Annotated in this window: 18 protein-coding genes and 12 tRNA genes; 11 read left to right on the forward strand and 19 right to left on the reverse strand. The window is 36.5% G+C overall.

Going from position 1 to position 14,435, the window contains the following annotated elements:
• Positions 1 to 3: 3 nt before the first annotated feature.
• The 6 genes from NOL38_RS06535 to NOL38_RS06560 form a co-directional block, all read right to left on the reverse strand.
• The gene (locus NOL38_RS06535) at positions 4 to 816 is read right to left on the reverse strand and encodes a metal ABC transporter permease (protein ID WP_002936593.1); all 813 of its coding nucleotides are present in this window, start codon (positions 814 to 816) and stop codon (positions 4 to 6) included.
• Positions 809 to 1,513: a metal ABC transporter ATP-binding protein gene (locus NOL38_RS06540; RefSeq protein ID WP_002936595.1), complete on the reverse strand. Its 705-nt coding sequence runs from the start codon at positions 1,511 to 1,513 to the stop codon at positions 809 to 811. Before NOL38_RS06540 ends, NOL38_RS06535 begins: the two co-directional genes overlap by 8 nt.
• Entirely contained in the window at positions 1,514 to 1,957 is a 444-nt protein-coding gene (locus NOL38_RS06545; protein ID WP_004195554.1) for a zinc-dependent MarR family transcriptional regulator, read from the reverse strand.
• Positions 1,958 to 2,126: 169 nt separating this feature from the next.
• Positions 2,127 to 2,315, reverse strand: a complete 189-nt coding sequence (locus NOL38_RS06550; RefSeq protein ID WP_277941745.1) for a hypothetical protein — start codon at positions 2,313 to 2,315, stop codon at positions 2,127 to 2,129.
• A gap of 237 nt (positions 2,316 to 2,552) precedes the next feature.
• Entirely contained in the window at positions 2,553 to 3,134 is a 582-nt protein-coding gene (locus NOL38_RS06555) for a hypothetical protein (RefSeq protein ID WP_277941746.1), read from the reverse strand.
• A gap of 157 nt (positions 3,135 to 3,291) precedes the next feature.
• On the reverse strand, positions 3,292 to 3,735 hold the full coding sequence (locus tag NOL38_RS06560) for an LPXTG cell wall anchor domain-containing protein (protein ID WP_277941747.1): 444 nt from the start codon (positions 3,733 to 3,735) through the stop codon (positions 3,292 to 3,294).
• Between the two features lie 435 nt (positions 3,736 to 4,170).
• Between NOL38_RS06560 and NOL38_RS06565 the strand changes: the two genes are divergently transcribed.
• The 11 genes from NOL38_RS06565 (at position 4,171) to NOL38_RS06615 (ending at position 12,331) form a co-directional block, all read left to right on the forward strand.
• Positions 4,171 to 4,677 carry a hypothetical protein gene (locus NOL38_RS06565; RefSeq protein WP_004195552.1) on the forward strand — a complete coding sequence of 169 codons (507 nt, stop codon included), beginning with the start codon at positions 4,171 to 4,173 and terminating at the stop codon, positions 4,675 to 4,677.
• 256 nt (positions 4,678 to 4,933) lie between these two features.
• Positions 4,934 to 5,692, forward strand: a complete 759-nt coding sequence (locus NOL38_RS06570; protein ID WP_044754994.1) for an endonuclease/exonuclease/phosphatase family protein — start codon at positions 4,934 to 4,936, stop codon at positions 5,690 to 5,692.
• 21 nt (positions 5,693 to 5,713) lie between these two features.
• A complete protein-coding gene (locus NOL38_RS06575; protein ID WP_044754996.1) occupies positions 5,714 to 7,033 on the forward strand; it encodes an FtsK/SpoIIIE domain-containing protein in 1,320 nt (439 codons plus the stop codon).
• A 90-nt stretch (positions 7,034 to 7,123) separates the two neighbouring features.
• Positions 7,124 to 7,438 carry a hypothetical protein gene (locus tag NOL38_RS06580; protein ID WP_004195544.1) on the forward strand — a complete coding sequence of 105 codons (315 nt, stop codon included), beginning with the start codon at positions 7,124 to 7,126 and terminating at the stop codon, positions 7,436 to 7,438.
• A 41-nt stretch (positions 7,439 to 7,479) separates the two neighbouring features.
• Complete coding sequence (locus NOL38_RS06585) at positions 7,480 to 7,869, forward strand: hypothetical protein (protein WP_004195539.1); 390 nt, start codon at positions 7,480 to 7,482, stop codon at positions 7,867 to 7,869.
• 9 nt (positions 7,870 to 7,878) lie between these two features.
• Positions 7,879 to 8,202: a hypothetical protein gene (locus NOL38_RS06590; RefSeq protein WP_029186902.1), complete on the forward strand. Its 324-nt coding sequence runs from the start codon at positions 7,879 to 7,881 to the stop codon at positions 8,200 to 8,202.
• 214 nt (positions 8,203 to 8,416) lie between these two features.
• Entirely contained in the window at positions 8,417 to 9,196 is a 780-nt protein-coding gene (locus NOL38_RS06595; RefSeq protein WP_044754997.1) for a metallophosphoesterase family protein, read from the forward strand.
• Between the two features lie 9 nt (positions 9,197 to 9,205).
• Positions 9,206 to 9,967 carry a metallophosphoesterase gene (locus NOL38_RS06600; RefSeq protein ID WP_044754998.1) on the forward strand — a complete coding sequence of 254 codons (762 nt, stop codon included), beginning with the start codon at positions 9,206 to 9,208 and terminating at the stop codon, positions 9,965 to 9,967.
• A gap of 224 nt (positions 9,968 to 10,191) precedes the next feature.
• On the forward strand, positions 10,192 to 10,974 hold the full coding sequence (locus tag NOL38_RS06605) for a rolling circle replication-associated protein (RefSeq protein ID WP_004195527.1): 783 nt from the start codon (positions 10,192 to 10,194) through the stop codon (positions 10,972 to 10,974).
• Positions 10,975 to 10,987: 13 nt separating this feature from the next.
• Positions 10,988 to 11,194: a DUF3173 domain-containing protein gene (locus NOL38_RS06610; RefSeq protein ID WP_044755000.1), complete on the forward strand. Its 207-nt coding sequence runs from the start codon at positions 10,988 to 10,990 to the stop codon at positions 11,192 to 11,194.
• Positions 11,195 to 11,197: 3 nt separating this feature from the next.
• Positions 11,198 to 12,331 carry a tyrosine-type recombinase/integrase gene (locus NOL38_RS06615; protein WP_044768903.1) on the forward strand — a complete coding sequence of 378 codons (1,134 nt, stop codon included), beginning with the start codon at positions 11,198 to 11,200 and terminating at the stop codon, positions 12,329 to 12,331.
• Positions 12,332 to 12,360: 29 nt separating this feature from the next.
• Here the strand turns inward: NOL38_RS06615 and NOL38_RS06620 are convergent, their stop codons facing one another.
• From NOL38_RS06620 to NOL38_RS06680, 13 genes are all read right to left on the reverse strand, one after another.
• Positions 12,361 to 12,969: a hypothetical protein gene (locus NOL38_RS06620; RefSeq protein ID WP_044755003.1), complete on the reverse strand. Its 609-nt coding sequence runs from the start codon at positions 12,967 to 12,969 to the stop codon at positions 12,361 to 12,363.
• Positions 12,970 to 13,369: 400 nt separating this feature from the next.
• A tRNA-Leu gene (locus NOL38_RS06625) sits at positions 13,370 to 13,453 on the reverse strand.
• 11 nt (positions 13,454 to 13,464) lie between these two features.
• Positions 13,465 to 13,536 (reverse strand) — tRNA-Gln (locus NOL38_RS06630).
• Positions 13,537 to 13,547: 11 nt separating this feature from the next.
• Positions 13,548 to 13,620, reverse strand: a tRNA-His gene (locus tag NOL38_RS06635).
• 7 nt (positions 13,621 to 13,627) lie between these two features.
• A tRNA-Trp gene (locus NOL38_RS06640) sits at positions 13,628 to 13,698 on the reverse strand.
• Positions 13,699 to 13,705: 7 nt separating this feature from the next.
• Positions 13,706 to 13,786: transfer RNA gene (locus NOL38_RS06645), tRNA-Tyr, on the reverse strand.
• Positions 13,787 to 13,806: 20 nt separating this feature from the next.
• A tRNA-Phe gene (locus NOL38_RS06650) sits at positions 13,807 to 13,879 on the reverse strand.
• Positions 13,880 to 13,894: 15 nt separating this feature from the next.
• A tRNA-Met gene (locus tag NOL38_RS06655) sits at positions 13,895 to 13,968 on the reverse strand.
• Between the two features lie 9 nt (positions 13,969 to 13,977).
• Positions 13,978 to 14,067 (reverse strand) — tRNA-Ser (locus tag NOL38_RS06660).
• 5 nt (positions 14,068 to 14,072) lie between these two features.
• Positions 14,073 to 14,144, reverse strand: a tRNA-Glu gene (locus tag NOL38_RS06665).
• A 6-nt stretch (positions 14,145 to 14,150) separates the two neighbouring features.
• Positions 14,151 to 14,224: transfer RNA gene (locus NOL38_RS06670), tRNA-Ile, on the reverse strand.
• 30 nt (positions 14,225 to 14,254) lie between these two features.
• Positions 14,255 to 14,325 (reverse strand) — tRNA-Gly (locus NOL38_RS06675).
• Positions 14,326 to 14,330: 5 nt separating this feature from the next.
• Positions 14,331 to 14,403 (reverse strand) — tRNA-Val (locus NOL38_RS06680).
• Positions 14,404 to 14,435 lie beyond the last annotated feature (32 nt).

Raw genomic sequence — 14,435 nt, forward strand, 5'->3', positions numbered from 1 at the left:
TCCTTATTTTTTAAATTTTTGAACAACATTCACCAGTAAGAAAATACTAATGAAAATCAAGGTAATACTTGCACTCGCTGGGGTTTCTGCATAGTAAGAGGTCAGCAACCCCATGACCATTCCAAAAAAACCAATTCCCATCCCCGTAAAGATAACAGCTTTAAAACTCTTACCAAGTCGCAATGCAATAGAAGCAGGCAAAACCATAATTGTTGAAACCAGCAAAGCACCTGCCGCAGGAATCATTAAGGCAATGGCAACACCAGTCACCACATTGAAGGCAATGGACATAGCTCGCACAGGTAACCCATCTACAAATGCCGTATCCTCGTCAAAGGTAAGAATATACATCGGACGTAAAAACAACAATGTCAGCACGATGACAATCACAGCAATCGTAAACAAAGCAATTACCTGCTCCTGACTAATGGTCACTATCGAACCAAACAGATATTGTTCCAGGCTAAGCCCTGATTTCCCACCAGATTTATTCATGACAATGAGCGAAATAGCCAAACCAGTCGACATGAGGATAGCCGTCCCAATTTCCATAAAATTCTTGTAAATTGTCCGCAAATACTCTAAAAATACAGCTGCCACAATAACGACAAGAACAGTCGAAAGCGTTGGTGAAATCCCCAATACCAAACCAAATGCAACCCCAGCCAACGAAACATGACTAAGAGTATCCGACATCAAACTCTGCCGTCTAAGTATCAAAAAGACCCCCAAAATGGGCGAGAACAGACTCATCGCAATGATTGCCAGGAAAGCACGCTGCATAAAGTCATAATGAAATACAGATAGATCAAACATGGGCAACCTCCTCATCCGCTTCGTGGACGTTGAAACAACGCCAAGGAGACTGCTGATCACGAACCAAGTGGATGTTTCGATCCGCATACTTATTCAGCTCATCAGGATCATGAGTTATCATCAAAACCGACTTTCCATGCTTCTTAGCCGAATGGTGCATGAGCTGGTAAAAAGCATCCTTGGTCCCTGCATCCATCCCTGTTGTCGGTTCATCCAGAATAAAAATATCTGGATCAGAGGCAAACATACGCGCAATGACCGCACGCTGCTTCTGCCCACCACTCAAAGCACCTAAGCGCTTATCCCGATGTTCCCACATCCCTACAGATTCCAGACTAATCCGAACATGTTCCTCATCATGGGCTGTCAAACGACGAAACCAACCTTGTCGAGGATAACGCCCTGATTTTACAAATTCGTAAACCGTGCTCGGAAAACCAGCATTAAAACTTGCAATTTGCTGAGGTAAATAGGCCATTCTCAACTTCTTCCCCTTTATACTCTTCTCAGCAATAGAAACCTTCCCTTGTTTGGGCTTCAATATCCCCAAAGTCGCCTTAATGAGGGTTGTCTTGGCTGCGCCATTCTCACCAGTCAAAGTCACAAATTCCCCACTATCAAGATAATAATGAATATGTTCTAAAACCGGTTCTTTGTCGTAATAAAACGACAAGTCTTCCACAGTAATATATCTCATCTATTTTCTAATCTTCTCCACTAACTCACTTAAGAATCGAGCAATTGACTCCTGCTCTTCAAGACTATAATGTTCCAAAAGCTCTTCATAAGCTTCCAAGGTATGCGCGTGATGATGAGCATGCTCTGCAGCAATAGGCTTAGCAGCCTCAGTCAAACTAAAGCGAACAATACGAGCGTCCTTATCATCTCTAACCGCCACCAATAACCCCTGAGCAACTAATGACTTTGTAGCCTTCGTGATCGCAGCCTGACTAACATTCAACTCCTTAGCAATCTCAGTATTAGTATATGCAGCCTTTTCAATAAGCATCAAAATATGCTCCTGCGTATTCGTCAACTTCACAGTGCTTTGACAAGAGCCAACCAAAATCTCCAATTGATTCTCCGAACTCAAAACAATCTCGTGCAGGTACTTCTCAATTTCTAATGCAATACGATTCATAGGCATCCCCTTAACCTTTTAATTAACTTGTTAAGTATACCACATAGAAAACAAAAAAACAAGGAAAATTTACTGAAAAAAAGTATATCTATCCATAGCAACTCGTAAGCCTTCTTAATAAAAAAGAAACACCAATTTCTCAGTGTTCCTTCATTTCAAACTATTCTTACTATCTGTTAACAGCAGATTCCGCCTCTGTTGTAACATCCCTATACTCGAGATTAGTCAAGCTTGCATAGACATCATCGATACTATCACGATAAAAATGATCCGACTGAGCAGATAGCTTAACCATTTTATCTTTATCTAGTTTACTCGGTGCTTCTAGTGTAACAATACCATCCTTGTCAATAATCAATTTAGAGAAATTGTAAACATAGAAATCTGTTGAAGTTTTGACAAAAGAATCTTCTTTTAAAAGAAACAGATAGATATTCTTTCGTTCCCATCTGACAAGCCGTTAACACCAAAACTGACAAGGCTACAAAACCTAATCTTAATAATTTCTTTTTCATCTTTCTCCTACAAACCAGGACTTCTCCAGTTCATTTGAATCAGCGAATAGTTGCATGGACGCCGTAACGCTCCATGTTAGCTAATTTTTCATTAGCTCGCGCATTCTGGATAGCTGCCCTTGCCGCGGCATCTTCCAAATGAGCCTGCCCCTTACGAAGTCGCTCTGCCTGATCACGCAGTTGTGAAATTTGAGCATTACTCCGCGCCAATTGTTCCGCCATTTTTTCTGTTGATTCATCACAGATTGCTGACGCTGTTCTGTCCGCCAAAGGTTGGCAGCTTCTTGGAAATTCGTTGCACGGAAATCCTGCAACAAGACCAACATACCCGCAAAATCTGTCAAATTTGCAAAATTATCAGGAATCAGAGATAGGAAATAAAGAAGTGTCTGGTTGCTTTCCAATGCTAACTTATCTGCAAGGAGCGACTGATATTCTTGAGAATGTTCCGCTTCAACAGTTGCTTCTTGAGTGACCTTTTCAAGTTGTTTCTTACTAAGTACATTTACAGTATAATTGAGACCGAAAACCGAATGTTTTTTATTAGTCGGTCTAGCCATAAGCCAAATAAAGAGACGGACTGCAGCCTGCCCAAATAGATACATCACCCCCATCATGAAAAGAGCGTTGAAAAAATTATTGCCGAGTTCAACCACTCCCATCAGGGCAAAAATGATACCACCAATATTTCCATTCCGATTATACTTAGCTGTTGTAGCCTGTTTAACACGTGTACTAATGGTCTATTCAACAATAGAAGACATTTTATTCTTAATAGTAAAGAATTCATCAATCTGCACATACAAATACTGCAAAATATCAATGAGTTCCTCGCGACCAAATTGGTTTATATTTTGTTGTTCTGCCATTCTTTCCTATCCTCTTCTCCGTTTTTTTTGCATAACCTAGTCCAAGACCAGCAAGGGCCGTGTAGCCTAACAATACCAAAAGGCTTTCTTGTGAGCCCGTTTGTGGCAGCTGTCTATACTTTTCAACTCTGCTATAAGTGATTGGCTGTAGCTTAGTGCCTGCAGTTTGGTTGCCATCAAAGTAGCCCGCAATCTTACCAACTTTATCTGTGATAGCAATCGGTTGACCGCCTGTATCATTGATAGCTTGTCGCTGAGCCACAATCTGTGCTTGGGTATAAGCCTCCTTCACAGCCTCATAAAAGCTTGTCATCAGCCCAAAGGAAAAACTGAAAACATTATTTTCCATGCCCAAATTAATCAACACCTTAAATACAGGAAACAACTGTGTCAATTTTCAGAAGCCCACCTTACCATTATCAACATACTAAAGTAGAAATACTATAGCAAATCTAACAGTACTACAATGTCAGAAATATTCTGAGCCTAAAACCACCCTACCCGCCAGACAAAGCAAAAAAAAAAAAAAAAAAACGCTGATAAATCAACGTTTCTTCATAAACTATACCGGCGGCCGGGGTCAAACCGGCACGTCCTTGCGGACACTGGATTTTGAGTTTGGCACTCGAAGTTTTAATAGGATGAAAACCGATAAAATCGGCATTATAAGTAACTACTTCTATCAAAAAAATGGTAGATTTTTTTATTTTTAGTAACTTTTTAGGATTTACTTTTCTTCAATATATAAGTATCAATATTATTCTTAATTTGATTTTTTTTATGTCCATGTTATAATGATACCAAGAAAAAAATTGGGTAGGAGAACTTAATGAACTATTTTCAAGCTAGAATATCTATAGAAACAGCATATTATTTTAATTATTTGAAAAAGATTTATCAAGATGAAACCTCTGACTATATAACTCAAGCATTTGTCATCGCTAAAGCAATCGATGAAATATCTGGTATAAATAGTTGGGAAAAAATAATTTCTGATAATTCTATAAAAATCGAAAATACCAATTTTGAAGAAAAAGATTTACGACTTAGAATACAGATTACACCTCAACTTGAAGAAACGATAAAGTACTATAAATCATATCTTCCTCAATTTATTGGAACAAGAAGTATTACGTTGGGTGTTACGTTAAAATTTATACTTAAAGCTGTAATATTATTAAGGAAAAATCCTGACTTTTTGAATTCTACTTCTCAGAATATTGAAGAGATTTTTGAAATATATGAACAAAAAATTTTAGATTACATCGCTCCCGCAAATCACAGTCAGTTCATTCAGTTATTTACGGAACTAAAAACTGAATCAATAAGAAGATAGTGTCCAAATTATATTTTGGACATTTTTTGTTGACAAATCTTTTTAACTTTGTTATAACTAATATGTCCTATTATTGCAACGGACAAAAAACAAAAAGGAGAACGCTATGAATACTACTGACCAAGAAGCTTTAGATTACTTCTATGAAGAATTGGATAGTTATTATGATGAGGACGAACAAGGAGAAATATTTGACGGATTAGACGACTAGCAGGAGGAGTTCCTCCTCTTGCTAATTTTTTTGGAGGACAGTTTTATGACACAACTTACAGTTTCTACTTGGAATATCAATCAACGTTCAGGACTTGGCAGACAAATTCCTGAAATGGTTGTAACCGAACTAAGACAATTAAACGCAGATATTATTTGTCTAACAGAGTATGTTAAGACAGAGACCCATAATTTATTCTGTGCTAGATTGCAGGATATTGGCTATGAAATTTTTGAAGATAACCGTTCTCTTGAATTCGGAAACGAAATCTTAGTAGCTATCAAAAGTTCCTTAATTTCTGATAGTAAATTCACTACCATTGATAATGATGATAGTAATCCAAACTTTTTGCGAGTTACAGTAAATATATTTGGTAAGGAGTTAAATATTATAGGTACTCGTATAAAAACTGGTGGAAAAGATATCATTGAAGATTTTAAAGAGCGCAAAATACAACTAGATAATCTAATTTCAAATTTGCCTGCAAGTCATGAAAATACTATTATTCTAGGTGACTTTAATAATGGCTTCTTCAAACAAAATGATGATGTTCATTCTTACCAGGGAAAAGCTAGGGAATTTTACTCTTATCCATTACTTGTCAAGGAAATGAGCCAATTAGGTTTAACTGCATATACTCCATCAGATGTAAACTCTTGGAAGTATTGTAAATTAGACCATATTTTTGCAAATGTCCCAATATCAAATGAAAATTATTCCTGGAAATTCTTAAAAAATCCTGATTATCAAAATAAAGTCGGATATCCTGACCACGCAATCCTAACTGCAACTATTTCACTTTAATAATAGTAGAGAGGAGATTTTATGATTAGACTGAAACATATAGCAGATTTAACAAGAAATTACATTATTTCAAGTCGGCGATTAAGAGTATTCCAATGGTTGATACTAGGACTGACGGTCTGTACTCTATTTACTATTATCGTAAATATTAGGGCACCTGCTTTTCTTCAAATCCCATTCTTCTTACTAAGTGGTTTTGTTATATATAAAATCCACCTTAAATTAAAACATTTCAGATATAACCTGGATTTTTATTTAATAATTAGAGAAAGTTTATTGTATGTGCTATATACTAACCGACTTTATACTGCTCAAAAAGATAGTACAGGGCATGAAAAAATTATTAGAAGTGCAACCTTAGAATATGAGCTAGATAGGCAAAAGGGTCACGTACTTATCAAAGCTCTGATTACAGGCGATGAATTTAGCAAAAAAGTACAGTCACTTGATGATGTCCTTGCTGGAGTTCTCGAACTTGAATTAGACGAGAAAATTATCCGTCCTAGTTTTGTAGAGTACCACTTTTACTACAAAAAACCAGAAAGATTAATTATACAATCTCACAGCAAAAAACAAATGATTAACAACCATAATATTGATTTAGGATACGGAATAATCTATGACCCTGTAAAATGCCCTCACATTTTGGTTTCAGGAGGTACAGGAAGTGGAAAGTCAGTTTTTATTACTTTCTTGATTTTAGAACTTCTCAAGCGACAATCAACTGTCTACATAGCAGACCCAAAAAACTCTGACCTGGGTAGCTTGTCACATTACTTTGGAGAAAAATATGTAGCAACCACTCCTAATAATATCGCTCGTATTGTCCGTTTAGTAGTCGAAGAAATGCAGGAACGATATCAATATATGCGTGATAACTTTCTATACGGCTCAAACTTTGCAGACCATGGCTTTAAACCTCTATGGCTGATTTTTGATGAAATGGGGGCATTTCAAGCATCAGGGACAGATAAAAAATCAAGAGAAATTATTGCCGAAGTTATGGACGGAATTAAACAAATTATTTTACTCGGAAGGCAATCAGGTATATTTATCCTTGTAGCAGCCCAACAAATGAGAGCCGAAACCTTAAATACTGACCTTAGAGATAACTTGGGATTGAGAATCGCTCTTGGTGCCAATTCTAATGAAGGTTATAGAATGGTCTTTGGCTCTGCTACTCCTGACAATTTGAAACCTATTGAAGTAAAGGGAGCTGGCTATCTTTATATGCAGGGGTCAGGCAGGGAAAACGCTCAATACTGGGAAAGCCCCTACTTAGATACCAAACAATTTAATTTTATAAGTGAACTACAATTATATTTAGAGGAAACCAACTAATTGCAATCGATATTTTTACTGAAATTCGTAAGATTTTCAGTAGAAATATCGGTTCCTCATCGCTCAGCGATGATAAGAAAGGAAACTATTATGAAACTAAATGATTTTTTGAAACCTGAGCTCCTTGGTAATCGCTTCTTTGCCGTAAAAGGATATACTGAAGTCTTAGACAGAGAAACAAATAAACCAATAGCTTTACGGCTCAATGTATCAATTCAAGATGAAACCTCAGATTTCTTTATGGAAATGATTCAAGTCAAAGTCAACACTTTAACCCCTACTGCTTCTGTTCAAGAAATGGCAAACAACAAGACTTGTCCTGTTGCGCTTAAAGATTTGAACGTTGGACAATTCAATGGCAATCTTTGGTTTGCTTGCTCTGATGTCTTACCTGTAACAAAATAGTTATGTTAAAATATAACAAAAACATATAAAGGAGTTTTACAATGCAAATTTTCACTTATAACGATTTTCTAAAAGACAAAGGAATCATAACTTTTGAACAGGCTGAAAAAATTTATGAGGATTTAATCAGCTCGGTAAATATTCATGATTCAGAATTCCTTGAATACTGGCAAAGACTAATTGAGCTATGTGCTCAATATGCCGAGGCACGTGGTAAGTTCTTAACTATACCATTAGCCGAGAAGGATTCTGCTAATAAATCAAGGACGCGGATTCATGATTCAATTATTATTCAACTCAAAATTATTAAACGATACGCTGAAAAAATTGGAAATGATACCTCTTGGTTTGATAAGTTTCATGACGATAGAAAACGAATGGGGGATTTTGCTAATTACTTAAATTATGTCTACGCAGTAAATGCAAGATAGGAGAAACCAATGATTGAAGATGTCAACTATTATTCTCAACCTCCTGGAAAATATTCCGATTCAGAATTACAAGCAATAAAAGATTTATTAGAAGTAATGATATTTTTTATTGATGATACTCCTCATACTAATAATAAACGAATTTGGTTTGAGCCACTCAAATATTGGGAAAATACAAATTATATAAGGTTCTCACACCAAATTGACTTTCATTCTTTACATCGTATCGCTGAAGAAGATTTAAGTTGGGAAGGTGGATATAAGTTCACACCACAACAAATTGAAGATATATTAAAGTGGATGCAAACTCAAGAATGGATAAGAAATGAGTAAGAAACCATTATAGTAGGAGGTTTTGTCAAAAATTTTTGCCATGTCCGATATTCATGGACATTATGATGAATTTGTTGAAACCTTTCAAAGGAGGATTTATATGATATAACAACCAATATATTTTGGTTTTAGATTATATAGATGGCAGTTCACATTCATTAATTGCTAATTACTTATATTATGATTATGCAGTAAATGCAAGATAGGAGGTCAAATGAAAACATTACTAGTCGGAGATTTACATCTGAAATCTCAACTAATTTTGCCAATAGTTGACAATGTTATCAAAGATAATAATGTCAAAAGAGTTATTTTCCTCGGAGATTATGTTGACTTTCCTGGTCAAACAAATAATATAAATCTCTATGCACATGACCTCACATTTTTATTTAGTTGGAAAAAGAATATGGAAGCCAATGGTTTGGAGGTTATCAATATCATCGGTAACCACGACGCAGATTATCTTATTAATTTCGTAAGCCAGTATTCTGTCGAAAATATAGAAGTGTTTTTTGCTGTTAAAGAACAATTAAAGGAACTAGGATTACAAGTAGCATATCAATTGAACGATTTTCTTATCAGTCACGCAGGATATACCACTCTTTTCAACCCTGAACCTTGGCACTTTGAAAAAATCACCTCAAGACATCTTCACAAACTAAAAGAATTGGCTGATAGCATTGGAACAAAACGAGGAGGACTATTTGAAACTGGTTCTCCTCTGTGGGCAGATTTAAGCGAGCTAAAAGAAAAAACAAACTTAAAATATCCCAAACAGATTGTAGGTCATACTCCCCAAAAAAATATTGATACTTCTAATAATATCATTGGAATTGATACATTTTCATTATACCTTAATAACCACCATGAATATCAAGTTATCGGAAATGGTGATTTGATTATCCATGATGATAAGCACAATGAATTAACAGTCATCTCAACAAATTGGGGAAATCTAGAAACATACGAAACATTAAAAAAGTTAATTCAATAGGAATTTTTTATGTCTAAAATTTATGCCATGTCCGATATTCATGGACATTATGATGAATTTATTGAAAGCCTATCAAAAGTGGATTTATCTGATACGAACAATCGACTTATATTGCTTGGCGATTATATAGATGGCGGTTCACAATCTTTTCAAGTTATCTCAAAAATCATCGAACTAGAAAAGAAGTTTCCTGACCAGGTTATCACTTTATTAGGAAATCATGAAGAATATTTTTCTGAGTGGCTATTTGAGGAAGACGGAACTTCTAAATACACTTCCTATGATACTATAATTAGTTTCATTGGTCAGAATAAGCGAAAAAATATCGTTGATACAGTTGTATCAGATTTTTCTATATCTGATGAAGAATGCCTAGTTCAAATTAACAAGAAAATAAGAGACTGTGTTACTTCTGAATATCCTGCAATAGTAGATTGGTTTAGAAATAAATATTTTAATTCAGAACGTTTTTATGAGACTGATAATCAAATATTTGTCCATGCTGGAGTTGATGAAGAGTTCGGAGAAAATTGGAAATTGTATTCTAATCCTGATATTTTTACTAACAAATTTCCAGCAAGTATCGGATATTTTTATAAGGATATTATTTCAGGACACATTGCTTCTTCAGAGGTCGCAAATGACCCAAGCTATCTTGGGAAAATCTACTATGACCAAAAAAGTCATTATTTTATTGATGGTTGTGTTGGCAAAAGTCATATCATACCCGTTCTTTGTTATAATACCGTCACTCAATCATATGACTACTAGGAGGGTTACCTATGCAATATTTTATTGCTGACACTCATACGTAACTACTTCTAATCATGTACCTAGGCAAAACTGCCGACTGTAGGTCGGCAAGCTGGAAGCGTGTTTAGCGGAGCGGTGCTTAGGATCACATGATAGAAGTAGGGAGGAGCTTTGCTCCTCCTAGTTTATTTATTATATAGACAATCTTTTGGCGAAAGCCAATCAAAAAGGAACTATTTTTTATGACCTCATATAATAAAAAAATAGTCCGCACTTCTTCCTATATTGAAATTTGGGAATATGATAAGCCAATATTTTCAAAAGGAAAATCAATTACAGATACTAATACTGAAAACAAGGAAAAATCAAAACGCAGAACATTTGACGAACTAACACCAGAAGAACAAGAACAACGTCTTGAACGCATGAAAAAAACTCGCTTAGAAGCAAAGTGGAGCTTACTCCGCCTAGTCGATTGTAACTTTGATGATACGACTTCTTTTCTTACCTTGACCACTAAAGAAAATATCAGCGAGAGAAACGAATTCAAAGACTTACTCAAAACATTTATCAAACGCTTTAACTATCACATATTTAAAACTAAGAAAAGCCAATTAAGATATATAGCAGTATTAGAAAAGCAAAAACGTGGAGCATGGCATGCTCATATTCTACTTTTCAGCGTTCCCTATATTCCACATAAGAAACTATTAGAGCTTTGGGGACACGGAGCAGTACGGATAAATAAAGTTGATGTTGATAGCAAAGAAAATCGTGGCCGATATGTTACTAAGTATTTTGAAAAAGGAATTGGACAAGAATTGTTGGAAAATTTCGGTAAACAAGCCTATTTATCATCACGTAATTTGAAAAAGCCTGATGAAGATAAGTTTTACACCTATGAAGTTTTCAACTATGATAGTTCAGTCGTACTATATGAAACGGAATACACTAGCAAAGTTTATAAAGACGGTCAGTATTTCGATAATCTTGTAAAGTATAAGAAAATAAAATTAGATGATTAAAGGAGTAAGTCACATGATAGCAACTATAAATAAAAATGACCTTGTTGCCCTTGGTTTCTCTGAAGGAACTTCTAAACGTATCATCAGACAGGGGAAAGAGCTTCTAATAGCAAGAGGATTTAGAGTATATCAAAATAAGCGTATTGGAACTATCCCTGCTTCTATCGCTACTGAATTACTTGGTTTTGATGTTCAAAATAGCTCTCTTTCTAGGGGGTAATATATGGCAATTAGAAAAGATAAAGACGGCGGTTGGATAGTTGATATTAGCAATGGCTTTGACCCAATAACACTAAAACAACGTAGAGTAGTTAGAAAGGGCTACAAGACCAAAAAAGAAGCTACCGAAGCAGAACACTACCTAAGAAGTGTAGAGCTAAAAGAACGCTTCTATGGGGCTAAAATAACTGTTTCTATGCTCTATGAACTGCTAAAAGAAGAAGATAGCATAAATTGTCGCAAGATTAGCTATATCAATACTCAAGATAATAACTACAACAGACATATTAAAGATTATTTTTCAAAGGTTGATAATGTTGGAAAATTGACATATGAGGACATATATCAGTTTAGGGAATATCTTAAACAGAAAGTAGCTCAAAATTCAAATAAACCGTTAAGTACAAATACTATCAATAAAATAATGATATTACTCAAAAAAATCTTTGACGTAGGCTTGCGAAAAGGTTATTACGCTACAAATCCTGTAAAACTACTAAAAAAATTACCAATTGAAAAAACAAAAATGCAGTTTTGGACAGTTGAAGAATTTCAGCAGTTTCTAACGCTGTTTGAGCCTGAAGAATACAATATCAAACTACTATTTACCGTTTTGTTCTTTACAGGGTTAAGACTTGGAGAAGCACTAGCACTAACATGGCAAGACATCGACTTCTCAAGCAATACAATTCATATCACAAAATCTATCTATGTCAATAAAGGAATTAGCCACATTAGCACAACAAAGACTAAAGCAGGAACTAGGAGGATTATTATAAATAAAAAATTAAGCCAAGAACTACAGCATTGGCAACAGCAACAAAAACACCTGTTGGAACAATTTACAAGCGACAGTTTAACCCTCCAAGTGTTTCAAAGTAACCCTCTCACAATTACGAAAAATGCTATTGAGAAGCAATACAAGAAAATCCTTGAACGCGATGACACACTAAAAAAGATACGCATACACGATTTTAGGCACTCACACGCTTCCCTGCTGATTAACCAGGGGGAAGATTATCTAGTTGTAAAAGAAAGGCTAGGACATGCTTCTATAATGACTACAATTGACACCTATTCTCACCTCTATCCAAGTAAGCAGAAGGAATTGGCAGAAAAACTTGATGAACTAATATAAAAAGGATACCTCATAAGTATCCTTTTTGCTTATTCAATAAAATGCGGGACAAGAGGGTTCGTCAGGCTTACGAAGTATATGCTCAAGTCATTTTTGAAATCAACACAATGGAAGTAAATGCTATCATCTTCATTTGACAGTTCTATTAAAAAGGGAAGAACACCATAAAGACTTATAATGTTACGCAAATAGCACAATGAAGAAAACAACATAATTTCATCAGCTTCCATTGCTCCTAAAACCTGACCACTACTTAGCAGGTAATCCGCCCAAGCAATGCTATCAAATGTAGTATCTTCTTTGATAAATTGAGCTACAGATTTTGGAATATCACTATCAATTTGTGATAGCCCATTCAGAATTGTAGTATTGGCAAGTTTCTGGAAACATAGATTTCGAATTTTTCCGTGACTTATTAATATTTCGGCTCTTCGCTTGAAAGTCGCATGTCTATAACAACATCCAGTCAATGACTTAAGATATTCATTAATAGTTATATTACCTAAAGCAGAGTAGGTTGTGTTGAAAAAATCATTTTTTGAAAGCGGTAACTTGAAATGTTCTACCTCAAAATCATATTCTGGCTTCCAGTCATTAACAACAGCGTCACAAATTTCCTTAGCATTTATTGTTAGCATAGCACACCTCTTTCTACATCCTCTATATTTTACGATGTTTCAATTTATGTCCGCGGACTAAATATATATACATTATACTCTGGATTAAATTTTCTGTCAAGAGCTTTTTACTCTTTGAAAATCAAAAATCAGACCTTGTTGACTTGATTTGATGAGTGTCAAGCTCTAGCGGACCTTGACAGCCTGTTCCCTTGAAATACAAAAAGGGACAGAGTTCGTTCTGCATCAGAGAGAAACGCACTACGTTTGCCTGTTTCCAACCTCTAAAGGTTCTCCCAACCTTTGGAGCAAGTCTGATTTTGATTTTCATTGAGTATTAGTAATTTTTAGTAACTCAAACAAGAGAAATTACCAGCACAAAACAAAAAGACAAGGCTTAGAAACCTTGTCTATATAACTATACCGGCGGCCGGGGTCGAACCGGCACGTCCTTGCGGACACTGGATTTTGAGTCCAGCGCGTCTGCCAATTCCGCCACGCCGGCATATAGTTAAACTGGGGTAGCTGGATTCGAACCAACGCATGAGGGAGTCAAAGTCCCTTGCCTTACCGCTTGGCGATACCCCAATATTAAAATAGGCGAGTGAGGGGAATCGAACCCCCGAATGTCAGAGCCACAATCTGATGTGTTAACCACTTCACCACACCCGCCATATAACACGGGCAGTAGGAATTGAACCCACACTGAAGGTTTTGGAGACCTTAGTTCTACCTTTAAACTATGCCCGTAAAGGTATGGAGAGAGAGGGATTCGAACCCCCGAACCCGAAGGAGCGGATTTACAGTCCGCCGCGTTTAGCCTCTTCGCTATCTCTCCGAAATACAATATTAAATTAATGGCGCGAGACGGAATCGAACCGCCGACACATGGAGCTTCAATCCATTGCTCTACCAACTGAGCTACCGAGCCAAATTCTTAAAGAAATTGCGGGAGCAGGATTTGAACCTACGACCTTCGGGTTATGAGCCCGACGAGCTACCTAGCTGCTCCATCCCGCGATATTAGTAAGGAGGATGTGGGATTCGAACCCACGCACGCTTTTACACGCCTGACGGTTTTCAAGACCGTTCCCTTCAGCCGGACTTGGGTAATCCTCCAAATATAGTCCGTACGGGATTCGAACCCGTGTTACCGCCGTGAAAAGGCGGTGTCTTAACCCCTTGACCAACGGACCATATAATGGGCACGAGTGGAATCGAACCACCGACCTCACGCTTATCAGGCGTGCGCTCTAACCATCTGAGCTACGCGCCCAAACCAAGTTTGGGTATGAACTATGTTCAAAGCGGGTGACGAGAATCGAACTCGCGACAACAGCTTGGAAGGCTGTAGTTTTACCACTAAACTACACCCGCTTATATGGGAGTTAACGGGATCGAACCGCTGACCCTCTGCTTGTAAGGCAGATGCTCTCCCAGCTGAGCTAAACTCCCAAATTGCTAAGCGACTACCGTATCTAACAGGG

Source organism: Streptococcus suis (genome assembly GCF_029616525.1).
In the GTDB taxonomy this organism is placed as follows: domain Bacteria; phylum Bacillota; class Bacilli; order Lactobacillales; family Streptococcaceae; genus Streptococcus; species Streptococcus suis_AF.

What these genes read in the sequence shown, in the direction of transcription:
- NOL38_RS06540 (WP_002936595.1), bottom strand. Translation starts at nt 1,513, where the DNA reads ATGAGATATATTACTGTGGAAGACTTGTCGTTTTATTACGACAAAGAA.
- NOL38_RS06565 (WP_004195552.1), top strand. Translation starts at nt 4,171, where the DNA reads ATGAACTATTTTCAAGCTAGAATATCTATAGAAACAGCATATTATTTT.
- NOL38_RS06575 (WP_044754996.1), top strand. Translation starts at nt 5,714, where the DNA reads ATGATTAGACTGAAACATATAGCAGATTTAACAAGAAATTACATTATT.
- NOL38_RS06600 (WP_044754998.1), top strand. Translation starts at nt 9,206, where the DNA reads ATGTCTAAAATTTATGCCATGTCCGATATTCATGGACATTATGATGAA.
- NOL38_RS06590 (WP_029186902.1), top strand. Translation starts at nt 7,879, where the DNA reads ATGATTGAAGATGTCAACTATTATTCTCAACCTCCTGGAAAATATTCC.
- NOL38_RS06555 (WP_277941746.1), bottom strand. Translation starts at nt 3,134, where the DNA reads ATGGGAGTGGTTGAACTCGGCAATAATTTTTTCAACGCTCTTTTCATG.
- NOL38_RS06535 (WP_002936593.1), bottom strand. Translation starts at nt 816, where the DNA reads ATGTTTGATCTATCTGTATTTCATTATGACTTTATGCAGCGTGCTTTC.
- NOL38_RS06595 (WP_044754997.1), top strand. Translation starts at nt 8,417, where the DNA reads ATGAAAACATTACTAGTCGGAGATTTACATCTGAAATCTCAACTAATT.
- NOL38_RS06605 (WP_004195527.1), top strand. Translation starts at nt 10,192, where the DNA reads ATGACCTCATATAATAAAAAAATAGTCCGCACTTCTTCCTATATTGAA.
- NOL38_RS06580 (WP_004195544.1), top strand. Translation starts at nt 7,124, where the DNA reads ATGAAACTAAATGATTTTTTGAAACCTGAGCTCCTTGGTAATCGCTTC.
- NOL38_RS06545 (WP_004195554.1), bottom strand. Translation starts at nt 1,957, where the DNA reads ATGAATCGTATTGCATTAGAAATTGAGAAGTACCTGCACGAGATTGTT.
- NOL38_RS06570 (WP_044754994.1), top strand. Translation starts at nt 4,934, where the DNA reads ATGACACAACTTACAGTTTCTACTTGGAATATCAATCAACGTTCAGGA.
- NOL38_RS06615 (WP_044768903.1), top strand. Translation starts at nt 11,198, where the DNA reads ATGGCAATTAGAAAAGATAAAGACGGCGGTTGGATAGTTGATATTAGC.
- NOL38_RS06610 (WP_044755000.1), top strand. Translation starts at nt 10,988, where the DNA reads ATGATAGCAACTATAAATAAAAATGACCTTGTTGCCCTTGGTTTCTCT.
- NOL38_RS06585 (WP_004195539.1), top strand. Translation starts at nt 7,480, where the DNA reads ATGCAAATTTTCACTTATAACGATTTTCTAAAAGACAAAGGAATCATA.
- NOL38_RS06620 (WP_044755003.1), bottom strand. Translation starts at nt 12,969, where the DNA reads ATGCTAACAATAAATGCTAAGGAAATTTGTGACGCTGTTGTTAATGAC.